This window comes from Pedobacter sp. G11, assembly GCF_003860265.1.
Taxonomy (GTDB): domain Bacteria; phylum Bacteroidota; class Bacteroidia; order Sphingobacteriales; family Sphingobacteriaceae; genus Pedobacter; species Pedobacter agri.
Genome location: NZ_CP034190.1, coordinates 1370854 through 1390172, shown reverse-complemented (window position 1 = coordinate 1390172; position 19319 = coordinate 1370854). Strand labels below are relative to the sequence as shown.

At 37.1% G+C, this 19319-nt stretch carries 13 protein-coding genes; 7 read left to right on the top strand and 6 right to left on the bottom strand.

What is annotated here, in order from left to right:
* Positions 1–6 precede the first annotated feature (6 nt).
* The 3 genes from EA772_RS06065 to EA772_RS06055 are packed head-to-tail and all read right to left on the bottom strand — an operon-like array spanning position 7 to position 3037.
* Positions 7–1086, bottom strand: a complete 1080-nt coding sequence (locus EA772_RS06065) for an HlyD family secretion protein (RefSeq protein ID WP_116168747.1) — start codon at positions 1084–1086, stop codon at positions 7–9.
* An 8-nt stretch (positions 1087–1094) separates the two neighbouring features.
* On the bottom strand, positions 1095–2414 hold the full coding sequence (locus EA772_RS06060) for a TolC family protein (protein WP_124911849.1): 1320 nt from the start codon (positions 2412–2414) through the stop codon (positions 1095–1097).
* A complete protein-coding gene (locus tag EA772_RS06055; RefSeq protein ID WP_010599340.1) occupies positions 2411–3037 on the bottom strand; it encodes a TetR/AcrR family transcriptional regulator in 627 nt (208 codons plus the stop codon). Before EA772_RS06055 ends, EA772_RS06060 begins: the two co-directional genes overlap by 4 nt.
* 110 nt (positions 3038–3147) lie before the next feature.
* On the opposite strand from EA772_RS06055, the gene EA772_RS06050 reads away from it, so the two are divergent.
* From EA772_RS06050 to EA772_RS06040, 3 genes are all read left to right on the top strand, one after another.
* Positions 3148–5652: a glycoside hydrolase family 9 protein gene (locus tag EA772_RS06050; RefSeq protein WP_124911847.1), complete on the top strand. Its 2505-nt coding sequence runs from the start codon at positions 3148–3150 to the stop codon at positions 5650–5652.
* A gap of 72 nt (positions 5653–5724) precedes the next feature.
* Positions 5725–5910, top strand: coding sequence for a hypothetical protein (locus EA772_RS06045; protein ID WP_010599342.1), 186 nt, complete (start codon positions 5725–5727; stop codon positions 5908–5910).
* Between the two features lie 56 nt (positions 5911–5966).
* Entirely contained in the window at positions 5967–6530 is a 564-nt protein-coding gene (locus EA772_RS06040; protein WP_124911845.1) for a DUF2911 domain-containing protein, read from the top strand.
* A 47-nt stretch (positions 6531–6577) separates the two neighbouring features.
* Here the strand turns inward: EA772_RS06040 and EA772_RS06035 are convergent, their stop codons facing one another.
* Genes EA772_RS06035 through EA772_RS06030 form a run of 3 tightly spaced genes read right to left on the bottom strand, consistent with a single transcriptional unit; the run spans position 6578 to position 10467 of the window.
* Positions 6578–8767, bottom strand: a complete 2190-nt coding sequence (locus EA772_RS06035; protein WP_246834054.1) for a phosphocholine-specific phospholipase C — start codon at positions 8765–8767, stop codon at positions 6578–6580.
* The gene (locus tag EA772_RS22280; RefSeq protein ID WP_246834053.1) at positions 8752–8946 is read right to left on the bottom strand and encodes a twin-arginine translocation signal domain-containing protein; all 195 of its coding nucleotides are present in this window, start codon (positions 8944–8946) and stop codon (positions 8752–8754) included. Before EA772_RS22280 ends, EA772_RS06035 begins: the two co-directional genes overlap by 16 nt.
* A gap of 18 nt (positions 8947–8964) precedes the next feature.
* Positions 8965–10467 carry a glycerophosphodiester phosphodiesterase family protein gene (locus EA772_RS06030; RefSeq protein WP_124911843.1) on the bottom strand — a complete coding sequence of 501 codons (1503 nt, stop codon included), beginning with the start codon at positions 10465–10467 and terminating at the stop codon, positions 8965–8967.
* Positions 10468–10928: 461 nt separating this feature from the next.
* Here EA772_RS06030 and EA772_RS06025 point away from each other — a divergent pair, with 461 nt between their 5' ends.
* From EA772_RS06025 to mnmG, 4 genes are all read left to right on the top strand, one after another.
* A complete protein-coding gene (locus EA772_RS06025) occupies positions 10929–14246 on the top strand; it encodes a DUF4175 family protein (protein ID WP_124911841.1) in 3318 nt (1105 codons plus the stop codon).
* A gap of 87 nt (positions 14247–14333) precedes the next feature.
* Complete coding sequence (ybeY, locus tag EA772_RS06020) at positions 14334–14771, top strand: rRNA maturation RNase YbeY (protein ID WP_124911839.1); 438 nt, start codon at positions 14334–14336, stop codon at positions 14769–14771.
* A gap of 558 nt (positions 14772–15329) precedes the next feature.
* Positions 15330–17192 carry an ABC-F family ATP-binding cassette domain-containing protein gene (locus tag EA772_RS06015; protein WP_124911837.1) on the top strand — a complete coding sequence of 621 codons (1863 nt, stop codon included), beginning with the start codon at positions 15330–15332 and terminating at the stop codon, positions 17190–17192.
* Between the two features lie 159 nt (positions 17193–17351).
* The gene (gene mnmG / locus EA772_RS06010) at positions 17352–19214 is read left to right on the top strand and encodes a tRNA uridine-5-carboxymethylaminomethyl(34) synthesis enzyme MnmG (protein WP_124911835.1); all 1863 of its coding nucleotides are present in this window, start codon (positions 17352–17354) and stop codon (positions 19212–19214) included.
* Positions 19215–19319: the final 105 nt, after the last annotated feature.

The following is a 19319-nucleotide window of genomic DNA, read 5'->3' as shown; positions in this document are numbered from 1 at the left end:
TGACTATTAGTTTGTAGAAACTGAAGCTTTCACGCTCATTCCAGGGCGTAATTTTGCTAACAATTCTTTTGATGGATGAATTTTAATTTTTACAGGAATACGTTGTACAACTTTAACAAAGTTACCTGTAGCATTATCTGGAGGAAGTAAAGAACCTTTTGCACCAGTAATTGGAGAGAAATTGTAAACTTCGCCCTGAATTTTTTCTTCAGGATAAGCATCAACCTCGATTTCTACTTTCGAACCCGTTTTGATTTTTTCCAATTGAGTTTCTTTGAAGTTAGCGGTTACGTAAATGCTACCATCATTCACTACAGAAAATAAAGATTGACCGGCTTGCACCAATTGCCCTTTTTGCACATTCTTTTTAGAAACAATACCTGTAGCCGGCGATTTAATATCAGTATAAGATAATTGAAGTTTCGCAAAATCGATATCGCTTTGGCGTTGGCTAATCACATTACTGCTTACTGCCAGTTGCGATTGTGTTGTTCCAACCTGTTTAACAGCGGCGTTGTATTGGTCTTGCGCTGCCTGAAATGCGGCCTGTGCAGACTGCCTTGCTGCTTCCGCAGATTCTTTATTTGCTTTTGCCTGGTCGAAAGCCTGTTGTGTAATCGAACCGTCTTTTACAAGGTTTGCATAACGAGCGTAATCCTTTTGTGCTAAATTAACTTTAACGTTTGCTGCCTGTACATTTGCTCTGGCCGATTCTACATTTGCTTTAGCCGTGCTTGTATTGGCTTGTGTGGCCACAATTTGCGATTGCGCAACACCTACACCTGCGTTAGCACCTTTTTGACCAGCTTGAGTTTGCTCTAGTTTAATTTTGAAATCAGCATCATCCAGTTTAACTAAAATTTCACCTTCAGTTACGTGGGTATTCTCTTCGAAATTAATGTCTTTAACATAACCACTAACACGGGCAACAACCGGACTGATGTCGCCATCAATCTGAGCATCATCCGTATCTACGTGTTTGCTAAAATAATTCCACTCGGTGATACCGAAAACGATACCAATGATTAGTAAAACACCTAAAATGATGGGTACTACTTTGCTCTTCTTTTTATTTTCAGTTGTCATTGTTGTATTTATTGCGTTATTTTTCCTGTTGATTTTAGTAATGTGTAGTAAGCCAAACCTGCATCAGCTTTAGCTATTTCTAAATTTATTTTTGCCTGATACAATAAAGTTTCAGCATCAATTCTATCCGTAACAGATGCTACGTTGTTTTTATATTTTGATGCCAGTAACTTATCATTCTCGGTAGCCTGGGCAATGGAAGTTTCTAAAACCTGAATCTTATTCATTGCTACCTGGTAATTTTGAAAGTTTTTGTTGATATCCGTTTTTACGTTATCAGATAAAATATCTTTTTGGATGCTGATTTCGCTTTGCTGAATTTTAGCTTCCTGCACTTTATTTCTATTATTCCAAATACTACCAATATTCCAGCTTACTGTTGCGCCTAAAGTTATCGGCATTAAGTATTGGTTTACTGGCGGAATAAAATTACCGCTTGGGTTAATGTAGTATAAGTTTGCACCCACGCCAACCGTTGGTAAAGTATTCGCTCTGATGGTTTTGATATTGTAATCAGCAACTTTATTCTGCGCATCAAGTTGTTTCAATTCCTGTCGGTTTGCCATTGCCAGGCCAATATATTCATTTAATGAACTGGCTGCTTTTAAACCTGCATTCGGATCGCTGATTTTAACTTCGGTATCTTCTGGCAAACCTAAAAGAATGTCAAGATTGTAATTGATAATCTTGCGGTTGCTCTCAATGTCTAGCTGCGTAAGCGTAACATTTGCCTGTTGCAATTGAAAGCGCAACACATCGTTTTTAGTTACAATGCCTTGCTCAAAGAAACGTTGTGCCTGCTTAATTTGAGCCGCAATTGATTCTAAATTCTGGCCAACTACTTTTTTACTTTGCTCTACCTTATACAAAGCATAATACGTACTAATTACCGCGTAAGTAATTTCTTCTTTGTTTTTGTCTGCATCTAAACGGGCAACATCGGCTAATAATTTGGTCGACTCTTTTGCATATTTTAATTTTCCACCACCATAAACCAATTCCTGCACTGCTGCTGTACCTACAAAAGCATCAGCTCTGCGTGGTAATTGTAAAGAAGAACCACCGCCCGGTAACGTAAATGTACTGGTTGGGATTTCTGCGTGGTTATACATAAAACTAGCATTCGCCGTTGGCAGTACATTATCTTTTACCACTGCTAACTGCGCCTCGGCTTGCTGTATTTTATTCTGAGATAGTTTTAAGTTTTTACTATTGGCTATGCCAAGTTCTATTGCCTGATTGATATTTAGTTCTTTAGTGCTTTGCGCAAATAAAGCCGCTGGAACTAATGATGCCACAAGCATTAATCTAATCGATTTGGGTATCATTTTTTTGATGTTAAATAAACGGTTACAAGGTTTTGTAAATGAGCAATGGCTCGCTCTTTAATAAGTTTGTTATCCTTCGGGTTGCTTAAATCGATAACCTCTCCCTGAGAAATTTTATGTGGCGCAATTACAACATTGGTTAGTGTACCCATAATGGTAGAAATTACCATTCTAACATCCACATTGCTGAAACTACCGTCTTCAATTCCATCTATGATAATTCTATCCAGGATTGCCATGTTGTGGCTCATCGCGTTTTTGATTTTATCATACATTTCGGGCCTTTGTGTAAGGGAAAGCTCACGATGCATCATTTTATGAAAAGCGATGTTGGAGAAAATTCTGTTTGCATAGCCTTCAATAACCTTGTGTAATTTCTCAAGTGAAGAGATTTTATCTTCATTAATAATTTTCAACTGAGATGCGAATCCCGCGATGCGATTATTCATAATCTCAATAAATACGCCTTCTTTCGAGCCGAAGTAATAATTAATCATGGCCATGTTGGCACCCGATTCTTTCGAAATCTGTCGGGTTGAAGTTCCCTCATAACCCGTTTCACAAAACAACTTCTCAGCGGCTTCTAAAATGGCTTGTTTTTTATCTACTTTTTCTGTCTTCATTTCTATTTGATGGCACAAAATTAATCAATCGTTTGATTAACTTCCAAATGTATTTATACTTCTTTTACATTATATTGATAAAAGATTAATTTTATATTAAAAACTCACCTATGGTAAAACATCTTTTAAGTATTTTACTGATTTCTTTAGCTTACCTTTTCGGCTCATTGAAGTCGTTCGAAAATGAGCAACAGCAAAGCTGGATAAGAATCAATTTGCTTGGCTACCCTGTTCATGGATCGAAAGTGGCCGTTTGGGCAAGCAAGGTGGATAAAGTACCTGTACTTTTTGAACTTATAGATGAGCAGACTAAAAAGGTCGTTTACACCTCACTTAATATTAAGCCATTTGGGGCTTACGGACCATTCAAACATACAGCAAGAATAAACTTTTCAGGCTTTAAAGGATCTGGAAGATTTTACATTAAAGCCGATGGTGTTTTATCACCAAAAGTTATCATCAATGACGAGGTATACAAAGGCACTGCAGATTTTTGTCTTCGCTATATGCGCCAGCAACGCAGCGGATTTAATCCTTATTTGAAAGACAGCTGCCATACTCATGATGGATTTGCATTGTATGGCGCAAAAGCTGGAATAAAGGATAGTACCCACTTCGATGCTTCGGGTGGTTGGCATGATGCGAGTGATTATCTTCAATACGCTACCACATCAGCAAATGCAGCCTATCATTTATTGATGGCTTATCGGGATTTTCCTCAGGTTTTTAGCGATGAGAAACAAGCAAACGGACTTGATGGCAAGAATAATATTGCAGATGTTTTGGATGAAGCCAAATGGGGATTGGATTGGTTGCTCAAAATGCACCCTAAAAAAAATATTATGTTTAACCAATTGGCTGATGACCGGGATCACATTAGCATGCGTATCCCAAAAGAAGATAATCAATATGGCAAAGGTTTTGAAAGGCCGTTATACTTCATTTCCGGAGAACCGCAGCAACGTGGAAAATTTTTAAATCACACCACTGGTACAAGTTCTACGGCGGCAAAATTTAGCAGTGCGTTTAACCTTGGCGCATTTTTATTTAATAAAATTGATGTTAAGTATTCAAAACGACTTAGTGCCAAAGCTGGTACAGCAATGCGATTTGCAATGAAAAAGCCGGGGGTTACACAAACTGCCTCCGTAAAATCGCCTTATATCTATGCAGAAGACAATTGGGTTGATGATATTGAACTTGCCGCTGTAGCATCAAACTTCAATAAACCCAAACCAGTTAAAAATAATTTGTTAGCCGCTATACACTTTGCAGAAAGAGAAAAAATTACGCCCTGGATGGCAAAAGATACCGCAGCACATTATCAATATTACCCATTTATAAATATTGGACATTATGAACTTGCAAAACAGTTAGATGGTGAGGAAAAACTCAAAATAACAGATTATTATAAAGCCGGAATAAATGAAGTATGGAACCGGGCAAAACAAAATGCTTTCTATCGTGGTGTCCCATTTATTTGGTGCAGCAATAATTTAACGGCTTCGTTTGCCATTCAATGTTCGTGGTATGCAGATTTAACTGGCGATAAAAGTTTCATGGAACTTGAGCAGGCTAATTTCGATTGGCTTTTCGGCTGTAACCCATGGGGAACAAGCATGGTTTACGGTTTACCAAGCTGGGGCGATACCCCTATCGATCCACATTCGGCCTTTACGCATTTAAAAAATTACCCAATTGATGGTGGGTTGGTTGATGGTCCTGTTTATACGAATATCTACAACAGCTTGATTGGAATCAAACTATCTGATGCAGATGAATATGCTGAATTTCAAAGTGACTTGGCGGTTTACCACGATGATTATGGTGATTACAGCACCAACGAGCCTACCATGGATGGAACGGCATCACTCATTTATCTCCTGGCGGCAAAAGAACATCAGGCCAAATCAATTCAGCATAAAACCTACAGCTTAGGTGCGAACACCAGGAGTGATTCTACCGTTAAAAAGATTTCATTGATTTTTACTGGCGATGAATTTGCGGATGGCGGACAGAAAATATTAAAAACACTGCAGGAAGAAAATGTAAAAGCATCCTTTTTCTTAACAGGTAACTTTTATCGAAACGCCAATTTCAAATCCTTAATAAAAAAAATAAAAGCAGCCGGGCATTATCTTGGTGCCCATTCTGATAAACACTTGCTTTATTGCGATTGGAAAAATCGCGACAGCTTGTTACTTACCCAAAAACAATTCAGCGATGATTTAAATGCTAATTATGCGGCGATGTTGAATTTTGGTGTTGAGAAGAAGGATGCGAAATATTTTTTGCCGCCATACGAATGGTATAATGAAACCATAGCTAATTGGACAGCCAAGCAAGGATTAATGCTAATCAATTTTACACCAGGAACCCGTTCAAATGCAGATTATACCTTTCCTGAATTGGGCAAAAGTTATCGCTCCAGCGAGGAGATTTTTAAATCAATAACCAATTTTAATACACAGAAAAATAATGGCCTGAATGGATTTTACTTGTTATCGCATATAGGCACTGATCCAAAACGAAAGGATAAGTTTTATGATCGGTTACCAGAGTTAATCCGTTATCTCAAAAAAGATGGATATAAATTAGAAAGAATTGATAATTAATTGGAATATTGAGAGGCATTCACAAATTAAAATTTAAAATAAATACTAACTTTGCCTCCAAATAACAAAAACATGAGTGTACAAGAAAACAGCAACAATAATTTTAACTGGTTATATTATGCCTTAGGTTTATTCTTCGGAGTTTTAACTGGAGCAATCATTACACAAAATTACATATTTGCACTTTTAGGTGGCGTTTTAGGTTTGTTAACTGCAGGCTTATTTTTAAATGCTATCGTTAAAGGAAGAAAATACTAATCTATCCCTGTAGTAAGACATCCCTTTTTAAGGACATTTTAATTATACCACAGCAAATGAAAAATATCTTCATTGTTGTTTTCGCTCTTTTGTGTTTTAGCGTAAAGGCTCAGGAAACGTCATCTGGTGAGGTTAAGTTCCCTGTTGCAGATCCAAGTCCGGCAGATATTGTTTATTTTCCGTTAAATGCACCTAAGGCTAAAGATGCAACTAAACCTGTCATCAAAATTGTTTATTCTCGCCCACAGCGCAAAGGCCGTGAAATTTTCGGCGTTTTAGAGCAATACGGAAAGGTTTGGCGTTTTGGCGCTAACGAAAATACAGAAGTTCGTTTCTTTAAAAAGGTAAGCATTGGCGGTAAGAAAATCAAAGCCGGAACTTATAGTTTGTTTGCCATTCCAAATAAGGATGTGTGGACAATTATTGTGAATAAGCAGACCGATAAATGGGGAGCCTTTAGTTACGATCAGACAATGGATGTTGCCCGGGTTAATGTTCCTGTTAAAGCCTTATTGAAACCGCTAGAGTACTTCTCCTTAACCTTTACAGCAAAAGAGAGTGGCGCAAACCTGATTATTGGATGGGATAAAACCCAGGTAGATTTACCGATTTCTTTCTAAATATAAAAAATTGGAGGGCTTCTGAACTAAATCTGAAGCCTTTTTATTTAAACAACATTTCCCATAAACGGATCTGAAGTCGTAACCTCTCCGGTTTCTACCTTTCCGGCGTAGCGGTGTTTGAAAATTGAATTTCCCGCTTCGGTGATGCTGAAATCATACCAGTTTGCATTTTTTGAAAGTTTCACTGCTACTTTGGTTAGCTGTTTTGGCTTGAGGCTTAAACGTTGAACGGCTGCTTTAAACTTGTTGTCTACGATCTGAATATTTACTGGCGAGGAACTTCTATTCTCTATTAAGAAGATTAAATTCCCGGTTAACTTTTTGGTAACGAGTCCACTTTGTTCTGCCTTTGCTTTTATATTGATGTAATTTTTGTTACTTCCAACAAATTGTCTGTAAAATCCGTTCGGACCAGCAATCCTAAAATCGTAAATCTCATCATCAAAATCTTCAATATTAACTTTATCAACCAGAGTTTCACCAGCTTTAACGCCATAAGCCCAAACTTTACCTGTAACGCCTTTAAAACTGGCAATGGTATTCATGGTAAAAGGTGCGCCAACGGCTTCAGTTTCACTTCCAAAAAGCGTTTTAACAGAAGTGAAAGAGAGTTCAATTTCATTACCAACAACAGCTGCATCTACCTCAAGTTGATACGGCAAGGCGCAAGCAGGTTTAGTTCCTTTCTCCTGCTTTGGTGCATGCACTGATGTTTCTGGTGAGAAAGCCTCGAATCTATTAATTTTTGCAACTTCTGTTTTATTTAAGGCCGTTGGATTTACCTGAGCGGGTTTGTTCTTTGCATTTCCAATATTGGTTACAACGGTTTCGCGTTTCAAAAATTCGGGAGATTTTATTTCTTCGCCATTATATGGTCTGAATGCGGAAGTTAAATCGCCACAAAAATTTCTTCTCCAATCGCTGATATTATTGCTCTTAATCGTTTTTCCGGTTTTCTTACTCAACCATTTTTCCATAAACATCAATGAAGAAGTGTGGTCGAAAACCTGTGAATTAACAAAGCCCCCTTTACTCCATGGTGAGGCAATAACCATTGGCACACGGTAACCTAAGCCGATCGGACTACCTTTCCTGCTTTCAAAATCAGTAGTATAGTTTATTCCTTCCGAAACCTTTCCACTTGAAGGATCTTCGGGATTTGGTACCACAAATGGAGGTTGATGATCGAAATAACCATCGTTTTCATCGTAGGTTAATACGAATATTGTTTTTTTCCAAACTTCCGGGTTTTGAGTTAAAATATCCAAAGCCTCACTTACATACCAAGTTCCGTACAATGGAGAGCTGGTATGATCGGAAAATCGTTGTGGTGCCACCAACCATGAAACAGTGGGAAGTTTACCTTCATCTACATCCTTTCGGAACTGATGAAAAATATCACCTTTAGGAATATTGATGGTCTCTGATTTTCCCTGATCGTTGGTGAATATATATGGAGCCAGTTCTAAATAGTCCTTTTGACTAATATTCGTTTGAAAAGCTTTATCAATGAGGTTTTTTTCCCGTTGGGATAGCTGATTATATTTCGCCTGAACTTCGGAAGGAGTTAGTGCTGGTTTTACAGTATGATCACCATTTTTCCTAAAGTAAGCAGAAAGTTTAACATTGTGCCTGGTTACATATTCAACAGGATTGTCGCCATAGTTGCCTAACCAGTCATCAATTTCCCCTTCAGGAAGTTTTGATGTCCACAGTTCATTCTGATAAATGCGCCAGTCAATGCCATTATCTTCGAGCGTTTCCTGAAAAGTTGGCCAATCTACAAAAACATTATTTTGAGATTCTGCCTGGTCGTTATTTACTACGGCAACTTTGTTCAGGCTTTTCTCACCCCTTACTGTTCCGGTAAAAAAGAATAATCGATTTGGTGTAGTTCCGGTTAATGAAGAGCAGAAATGTTGGTCGCAAACGGTAAATGCATCGGCTAAGGCGTAATAGAAAGGTACATCGTTCCGATCATAATAAGATAAAGTCATTGGTGCTTTAGCAGGCAACCATTTATCATATTTGCCTCCATTTCTGGCTGCAACCTGATCATTCCAGGAGTGTGGCAAACCACCTTGCCACGTAATTTTAGTTTTGTTGATATCAACATGAAAGGGTGCGTAGGTATACCCTTGACCATCTTTCTGCAACCAAACTTTATTTCCGTCGGGTTGAATGTGAGGATGGGGATCATTAAAGCCACGAACACCTTTCATTTTGCCGAACATGTGGTCAAACGATCGGTTTCCTGCATTAGGAATACAATATGTTCTGCATCGTAAAAAGTAGTTCCGAGTTCGGCATTAATTGCCATCGCTTTTAAAATGGAACCCGGCAAGGTATTGGCCAGACCTGTGGCGCCTGTAAACAAAGCCGCTTTTTTCAGAAATTCTCTGCGTGAATCCATGTTAAGCTTTAATGATGATTACTTTTGAAAAACCCTGACATAATCTACCTTCATCGTTGCAGGAAAGATTGTATCGTCAACTCCATTTTTTCCACCCCAGTTTCCACCAACTGCCAGGTTTAAAATGACATGAAAGTTTTGATCGAAAGGCCAGTCGGCGGCGCCTTTGCCGGTATTTTTAAAAGTCAGGTATTTTTGGTCATCTACAAAGAAATCAATTCGATCTTTAAACCATTCCACAGCATAAATGTGGTAAGCATTATAAGGATTAATTTTAACACCCTTACCCACCTGTGTTTTCAATACGTGATTAAACTTTTCGGTGTGAACAGTTCCGTAAACGCTATCGGGTTCGTAACCTACATGTTCCATAATATCAATTTCACCACTTTTTGGCCAATCTCCGTATTTCCAATCGGTTGGAAGTGCCCAAATGGCCGGCCATAATCCCCTGCCTTTTGGCAACATAGCCCGCACTTCTACCCTTCCGTACTTAAAGTCGAATTTGTTCTTCGTTACTAACCGGGTTGATGTGTATTTACTATTTTCTTTGTTTGCTTTAACTGCTGTGATATTCAAATTTCCTTTAACAATTTTCGCATTTGTAGTATCTGCCTCGGTATAATATTGTAATTCATTATTGCCCCATCCTTTTCCACCAACATCGTAACCCCAATTTTTGCTCAGTGGCAAACCTTTATCATCAAATTCGTCGGCCCATTTTAATTTCCATCCACTTTTAACGGGCGTTTTCTTTAACTCTTCAAAGGTAAGTTCTGGCTCATTGGTGGTGATGTAATCTACATTATGGGCCAAAAGCCACTGCATTTCCGGGGCGGTGTTTACTGTCCAGGCGTTAACTGTTAAACCTAACTGATGTGCATTTTCAATCCAACCATCTTTTTGGTAAACGCTATAATGATAATCTACACCCGTTAATTTATCAGCTTTCAATTGCGCTGCGCTAATTTCACCCCGTAAATACGCAACTTTAGCTTTTGGTAAAACTTCTAATATACGTTTACAATAATCATAATCAAAGCTGATGTATTCCGTCCAATCTAAAACACCCACCCTTTTAACCATATCGATACAGGCATTGGTAAGTTCAATACCGCGTTCCTTGCTAATGAGCGATGGTTTTATTTCTAAGATGAGTTTGGTTGTTTTTTGCTTTTTACCTGCTGTTAAATAGGCTTCTAACGTTGGTATTTTTTCACCATTGCTCATGGTTTTGGTAAGCAACTCTTTATACTTAACTTTCTCAATTGTTAAACCTTGAAATTCGGCATCATGGTTTACCACTAAAACGTTGTCTGCCGTCATCCAAACATCGAATTCAGAGCCGTAGCAACCTAAACGCACTGCTTCATTTAGTGATGCGATTGAATTTTCGGGGAATTTATTTTTTTTCCATGCACCGCGATGGGCAATGACCTGGTTTTTATTCCAGTTAAACTTTTGGGCAAATGAGCTGGTAAAAACGAATACCATACAGGTTAAAATAAGTGCTTGTTTCATATTTGGTATGATTGTACAAAAGTCAAAAGTAGATTTTTAGGAGAATACTCGCTTAAAATTTATGTAACCTTTGTATTAATAATAACAAGGTAAAGATTTTTAAATTAATATAGGTGTTATTGTCTGGAGCTATAAAAGAACCAGATCATCGAAGCCAAACGGCAATGAATTAATGGCGAAGTTCATTCTTTCAACGTTACTTTAGTTGCCTGTATTATGTTGGACAATTTCAAACTTTAGCCAAAAGCAACAATCTTAGTTTAATAAACCCGATTGTAGCGGAAACAAAAGCTTTTTCTGCTTTTGTTGTAGCAAAAAGCGGGACTGAAAACCACCATGGAATACCAAACATTGTTTTCCAGGTTATAATTTTCGCTTTTGAATAAACTATTTGAAATAAACACGTTACCTTAAGGAGGTTTCTTTAAATTGCTGAGAACAATTTTTACATTTACGTTGATATGGTGAGCAATAATTACAACGATTTGTTGAGGAAGATAGATGAGTTTATCCGTAAATTTTATTTAAATAAGATTTTGCGGGGTGCCATTTATGCTGCCGCGATACTGCTTGCGCTATATTTGCTTGTATTTTTAGGTTTGTACTATTTGAACCCAACAGCCGGATTTAAAACCTTTATCTTTTTTGCTTATTTGCTGCTAGGTTTATTGTTAATCGGTTTCTTAATTATCAAACCTTTACTTTCGATGTTGAAACTGGGCAAACATTTGTCTTTTGATGAGGCTTCGGTTATTATCGGCAACCACTTTACTGATATTAAGGATAAGCTTTTAAACACCCTTCAACTGCATCAGCTTTCTGAAAATTTGCCAGAAAATAACCGGCTGATTCTAGCCAGTATTGACCAAAAGATTCTGGAGTTGAAGCCCGTTCCCTTTTACACCGCGGTTAGGATTAATGATAATCGAAAATATTTGAAATATCTGTTTATTCCGCTTTCTATCATTGTGCTGATTGCCATTATTGCACCTGCCATTTTACGTGAGGGAACCAATAGTTTCTTTAAATATGATGTATATATCGCTCCGAAAGCACCTTTTAGTTTTATGGTGCTGAATAAAAAGTTAGCGGTTACGCAAGGCGATGACTTAACCATTAACTTAAAATTAACTGGTGATGAGTTACCTGCCGAAATTTATGTAGAGGATGGAAAAAATACCTACAAACTGGAAAAAGAAAACAACAGCCATTTTCATTACAGCATTAAAAATATTCAAAGTGATAAAAAACTGATTTTTAAAGGTGGCGGATTTAATTCATCGGCTTTTACAATAAGCGTTAAACCTCGTCCTGAATTATTGAGTTCCACTGCAACTTTAAATTATCCGCCTTACCTGGGTAAAAAAGCAGAAGTGATTGTCAACGTTGGCGATATTCTTTTGCCCGAGGGCACTCGAGTGACCTGGAACTTTAAAACTGGCAAAAGCAATGCGCTCTTGTTTAATTTAAATGGAAAGGAAAATATGCTAAAAATTGAAGATAATGAAGCGGCCTTTCATGCAACAATTCGTAATCATTCTAAGTACAGCATTACGCCCAAAAACGATTTTGTAACACTTAGCGATTCTCTTTCGCACCAAATTTCGGTAATTAAAGATCAGGCCCCTACTATCCATGTTGAAGAAAAATCGGATTCTATAAGTAACAAAGCACTATACTTCAGCGGACAGGTTTCAGATGATTATGGTTTCAGCAGATTGACTTTTAAGTACAACATCAAGGAAAACAACAAGATAGTCAATACGGTAAGTAAGAACATCAGCATTAAACCAAATTCAACAGAAAATACATTTTTCTATTTTTGGGATTTAAAAGCAGCGGCAGCCAGACCAGGACAAGAAATTGAATATTATTTTGAAGTTGCTGATAATGACGGTGTTAATGGTTCTAAAATTACCCGTTCTGAAATAAAAACATTTAAACAACCTACAAAAAAGGAAACTGCAGAACAGGTAAGTGCTAACAGCCAGGTGTTAAAGCAAAAAGTACAGTCTGCTATACGCTTAGCCAACACCATAGAAAAGGAAAGTAAAAAAGTTGCCGAAAGCCTGATTGATAAAAAACAAATTTCGTTTGAGGATAAAAAACAGATTGAGGCTTTGTTAGATAAGCAAAAGCAGTTGGACGAGGCCGTAAAAGAAATTAAGGCGCAAAACGATAAAAATATTCAGCAGCAGGAAGACCAAAAGCAGACGGAAGAGCTCTTAGAAAAACAAAAACAGATTAAGGATTTGTTTGATAATGTGCTGGATGAAAAGACCAGGGAGCTTTTGCAGAAGTTGCAAAACCTGATGAACGAGAAGAATAAAGACCAAACGCAAAACGAATTGTCGAAAATGCAACTGGATAATAAAACGCTCAAAAATGAATTAGACAGGATTTTAGAACTCTACAAACAGCTTGAATTTGAGCAGAACCTGCAAAATGATATCGATCGTTTAAATGAATTGGCTAAGGAACAAAAAGAGCTTAGCAAGGAAACTGCCGGTAAAAAGCAGGATAATGAATCACTAAAACAAAAGCAGGATGCCTTGAATAAGGAAATGAAAGATTTAAAGGATGATTTAAAGAAGCTCGAAGAGAAAAATCAGGCTTTGGAAAAACCTAATCCATTTGAAAATCCAGAAAAAGATGTGCAGGATATTCAAAAAGAACAACAAGAAAGTAAAGATGCTTTAGATAAAAAAGACTCGAAAAGTGCTAGTCAGAAACAGCAAAAAGCTGGCGAGCAAATGGAAAAACTTTCGAAAAAAATGAGTGAAATGCAGCAGCAAGGCGAAGAAATGGAAAATAATCTGAATGCCAGAGAGTTGCGTAAACTATTAGAGAATCTTCTCAACACCTCTTTTGAACAGGAAAAGGTAATGCTGACCTTGAAGAAAATGACCGCCGCAGATCCTTCATACGTAACCAATGTTCAAAAACAAAGAAGTATTAAAGATAATCTAAAAACCATTGCGGATAGTTTGTATGCTTTGAGTAAACGTGTTCCTCAGATAGAATCTACCGTTAATGAGGAAATGAATAAAATAAACTTCAATCTTGACAAGAGCTTAGAAAGCCTTGGCGAAAGAAGAACGCCTGAAGCCAATCGTTATCAGCAGTTTACCATGACTTCAATTAATAATTTAAGTTTAATGCTGAGTGAGGCTTTAAATCAGTTGCAGAATATGCAAAAAAATTCGAAACCTGGTAATGGTAAAAAGCAAAAACAAGGAATGAAACAGCTTTCGCAAATGCAGGAACAGCTGAATAAAAGTATGCAAAAGGCTCGTGAGCAGATGCAAAAATCTGGCGGTAACCAGGGAACTGTTGGTAAAGGACAAATGAGTCAGGAGTTTGGAAAGATGGCACAACAGCAGCAAATGATTCGCCAGGCTTTGGAAAAAATAAACCGGGAAGAAAATAAAGATGGTTCTGGCAAAATGGGTAATCTCAACGAGGCCATTAAGGAGATGAAACAAACGGAAAGTGACCTGGTTAACAAGCGTTTGCAGCAGGAAACATTAAATCGCCAAAAAGAATTGTTAACCAAGCTATTAGAAGCCGAAAAAGCAGAACGTGATCAGGAAGAAGATTCCAAACGCGAAAGTAAAGCGGCAAAAGAGTTTCCACCATCATACCAGAAAATGTTAGATGATTTTAAAAAACAGCAACAAAATGGAAATGATATGCTGCAAAAATTACCTCCTAGTTTAAATTATTACTATAAAAATAAAATTGCTGAGTATTTGAAATCATTGAATACTGTCAGGTAAGTTCGATCGCTATAAAATTCTTCGCTGTCTATTGAATGACAAAGACGACGAATATTTCTTAAATTTGCGGCTTTAAACTTCATCAATATGCCTGCGATTTCATTTTTTACTGAATCTGTTCGTTACAATCTTCCACAAAAGTTAAAGGTTAAAAAGTGGATTAAAGCGACCATCGAAAAAGAAGGTTTCGAACTGCAGGAACTAAATTTCATTTTCTGCAGCGACGAATATTTGCTGGGCATCAATCAACAGTATTTAAATCATGATACCTACACCGATATTATTACTTTCGATAATTCGGACGTAGAAACGCAGATTGTTAGCGACATTTTCATCAGCATTGAGCGTGTTAAAGAAAACGCAAAAACTTTCAAAACAAATGAGTTTGATGAAGTTTGCCGCATTATGATTCATGGAACCTTGCACTTACTTGGCTACAAGGATAAAGGCAAAGCAGCGAAAACCCTAATGACTCAAAAAGAAGATGAATATTTAAGTTATAGAAGTTTAGTTGAACTGATTTAACCTTTCACTTCCCGAAAAGAATCGCCAAAGCAATATTGATCATTAAGTGATTTAAAGCCCGCTATTGCCATGCTTGTTCTACCATGGTAATTTAACTTAATATAGATTTTCTCTACATCTTTTGTTATAGAACAACCCAATTTTTGATTTCAAAAGTCCATTTTCAATGTATTAACTTCCTGTTCGTCTAACAGTTTAACACGTTGGTCGATTATTTAGCTATGCTGGTATATTCCACTCATATCTTGTGCAACATTTATCGCTTATTGCAGTCATATAGAAAAAGCAGCAAGATAATATGAGCGGTTTACAAAACTAGTTGTTAGCCTCATGAAGATAAAGTTTAGTTTTAGTTAATGATTGAAGCGGCGGCGGAGCGATTCCAGCCGCTGTTTTCTTTTAATTTCATCCTGGTTAACAAGCAGCTACCTTTAAAAAAATCAGCATTCTGCCATTTTTACCCTTATAAGGCAGCTTTGCAATAACATTTTAGTCAACCAATTATTTTATCCGTACTTTTGCACTAATTTTCCTTTATAAATCCGAAATACAAAAAATTTGAGCACACTAATTGCGGCAGAAGGTCTGGGTCATGGTTATCATGACGAATGGCTATTTAAGAATTTAACTTTGGGTATTAACTCTGGTCAGCGTGTAGCGTTGGTTGGCATTAATGGCGCTGGTAAGAGTACACTTTTGAAATTACTGGCAGAAAGATTTCCTCCACTCGAAGGTAAGATTGTTAAAAATAAAGCTGTTAAAATTGGCTTCTTAGATCAGGAACCTCAGTTTACGGAGGGTTTTTCAATCAGCGATCATATTTTCTCTTTGGAGAATAAGCAACAACAGTTGATTAAAGAATATGAAGAACTAATTGAAAATCCTAACCCGGATGAAAAAACGCTCAATCGTTTATACGAAGAATTAAGTGAGCATAACGCCTGGGAATATGAGCATGAGATCAAAACCATTCTAAACAGAATGGGCATTACTCATTTGCAACAAAAAATTGCTACGCTCTCTGGTGGACAAAAGAAGAGGTTGGCTTTGGCTAAACTTTTAATTGAAGATCCTGAAATTTTAGTGTTGGATGAGCCAACGAATCATTTGGATATTGATACCATTGAGTGGCTTGAAAAATTGTTGACTACCGGACAGAAAACCATCCTATTGGTTACACATGATCGATATTTTTTAGATAACGTTTGCAATACAATAGTAGAACTGGATCGAGGCAAGATTTTCAATTACAACGGAAATTATGCTTATTTTCTGGAAAAGAAATCTGAAAGAGAAGCTTTAGACGCGACTGTTCAACATAAGAATCAGCAACTACTGAAGAAAGAATTAGAGTGGATGAGGCGTATGCCACAGGCTCGTGCAACTAAATCTAACGCCAGGATCAATGCTTTTTACGAATTAGAGGAAAAAACAAAGAAAAAGTCTGATAATCAGACTATTAACCTCCAAATGAAGATGTCTCGTCAGGGAGGCAAGATTATTGAACTTGATCACATCGAGAAGTCGTTTGATGGACGTGCCATCATTAATGACTTTAGCTATACTTTTAAAAAGGGAGACCGCATTGGTTTAGCCGGTAAAAATGGTACAGGCAAATCAACATTACTAAATATTATCACAAGTCAGCTAAGGCCTGATTCTGGAACGGTTGATACCGGAGAAACTACAGTTTTTGGTTATTACAAACAAGGTGGCTTGACATTCGATCCCAAAGAAAGGGTGATTGATATTGTAAAGTCAGATGCGGAATATATCAAGATGGCCGACGGTTCCGTGATTACTGCTTCTGCCCTATTAACACTTTTTCTCTTCCCACCAAAGAAACAACATGGCATGGTAGAGAAGTTAAGTGGTGGAGAAAAGAAGCGTTTGAACCTGATGAAAGTTTTAATGCAGAATCCAAACTTCCTGATATTAGATGAGCCAACAAACGATTTAGATATTGATACGCTAAATGTGCTTGAAGAATTTTTAGAAAATTTCCCAGGTATATTAATGCTGGTTTCACATGATCGATATCTTTTAGATAAGATGAGTGATCAACTTTTTATCATGGAAGGTGAAGGTGTAGTTAAGATTTACAACGGTAATTATTCAGAATATCGCCTGAGTCTGGAACAAGCAAAGATAAAGAACGAAACTAAAAAAGTAGCCGAAATTCCAGCAGAACAAGTATCAGTTAAAACTGTAAAAAAATTAAGTTTTAAAGAACAAAAAGAACTTGATGATAGTGAAAAAGGAATGGCCGATACTGAAAATAAAATCGCTGAGTTGACAGAAAACTTACTTAAAATTGATACTTCAGATTATATCAAAATCCAGGAAGTTTCAAGTGAAATCGAAAAACTGAAACTAAAACTGGATGAATTTACCATGCGTTGGTTAGAACTTTCTGAGTAGTTTCTTTATAATTTCATTCAGATTTAACCGTTATGTTTCACGTGGAACGTTCAAGATTGTACACCTAAATTCGTATTGGGTACAAGCAAATCTTGAGAACCACAAAGTATTAAAAGTTACCAAAATGTTCCACGTGGAACGTTATTAGAAATAGATAAAATGTTTTCAAAATACGATTTGATTGTTGTTGGTGCAGGCCATGCGGGATGTGAAGCTGCTGCAGCTGCTGCCAATTTAGGATCATCTGTTTTATTAATTACAATGAACATGGGCACCATTGCCCAGATGAGTTGTAACCCGGCGATGGGTGGTGTAGCAAAAGGACAGATCGTTCGTGAAGTGGATGCGATGGGTGGTTATTCAGGTATCATTTCTGATAAATCAACCATTCAGTTTAGAATGCTGAATAAATCTAAAGGCCCTGCGATGTGGAGTCCAAGAGCGCAAATAGATCGAATGCGTTTTGCAGAAGAGTGGCGTTTGGCTTTGGAGCGAACACCTAATTTAGATATCTGGCAAGACAGTGTAGTTGGATTATTAGTGAAAGATAATACAGTTTATGGGGTAAAAACTTCATTAGGTATTGAGATTGAAAGCACAGCCGTTGTATTAACAAACGGTACCTTCCTGAATGGCATCATGCACATTGGAGAAAAGAAATTTGGCGGAGGCAGAACAGCAGAGAGAGCATCAACGGGTATTACGGAGCAGTTGGTGGAACTCGGAATGGAAGCCGGCAGAATGAAGACCGGTACCCCACCACGGGTGGATGGTAGAAGTCTTGATTATACCAAAATGGAAGAACAATGGGGAGATGAAGACCCAGGAAAATTTTCTTATACTGATACAGAAGTTTCGAAAGACCAGCGTTGTTGCTGGATCACCTATACAAACGGTGATGTTCACGAAACTCTGAAGGAAGGCTTTGAGAAATCGCCAATGTTCACTGGCCGAATTAAAGGTTTAGGTCCTCGCTATTGTCCATCAATCGAAGATAAAATAAATCGCTTTGCGGAGCGTGATCGTCACCAGATTTTTGTTGAACCTGAAGGATGGAATACTTGTGAAATTTATGTAAATGGCTTTTCAACTTCTCTTCCAGAAGATGTACAATTTAAAGCCTTAAGATTAATACCTGGTTTTGAAAATGCGAAAATGTTTAGACCGGGATATGCCATTGAGTATGATTTCTTCCCACCTACCCAATTATCGTTAACATTAGAAACAAAACTGATAAGCAATTTATTTTTAGCCGGACAGATTAATGGTACTACAGGATATGAAGAGGCAGCATGCCAAGGCTTCATGGCTGGGATTAATGCGCACCAAAAAATCAATCAAAAACATGAGCTGATTATGAAAAGATCAGACAGTTATATTGGTGTTTTAATTGATGATCTGGTAACCAAAGGAACAGAAGAACCTTATCGTATGTTTACTTCAAGGGCTGAACACCGTTTATTATTAAGACAAGATAATGCAGATATCCGCCTATCTCCTATCGGTCATCAGTTAGGTTTGATATCTGATGAACGTTTAGCAAAAGTTAATCAAAAAGTTTCAGCTGCTGATGCATTAGTAAAATTTACCAAGTCTCAAGGTATAGAAATGGCAGATGCTAACCCAATGCTTGAAAGCTTGGGATCTAGTATATTAAATCAGAATGTTAAGATTCATAGTTTGGTGGGTAGACCGCATGTAGGCTTGCAAGATATTATCAAAGTAAGTAAGCCATTAGCTAATGCAACTGTTAGTTTAGATAGTGAAACGATCGAACAAGCCGAAATTAAGATTAAGTACGAAAGCTATTTTGAAAAGGAAAATGAGATTGTAGCCAAAATGTTAAAAATGGAAGACAAAGAAATTAAGCCCGATTTTGACTATAATAAAATTGTTTCTATATCAAAAGAAGCCCGTGAAAAATTATTTAAGATAAAACCTCGGACTTTAGGTCAGGCATCGAGAATTTCTGGTGTTTCTCCTTCTGATATTTCCGTTTTGATGGTTTATATATCTAAGTAATTGATAATCAATATTTTAAATAAAAAATATATAGATTAAAATAAAGCGTTATAAGCTCAAAAAAACATTTTTTAATATTATATCTCCAAAAACAGTAAAAATTCG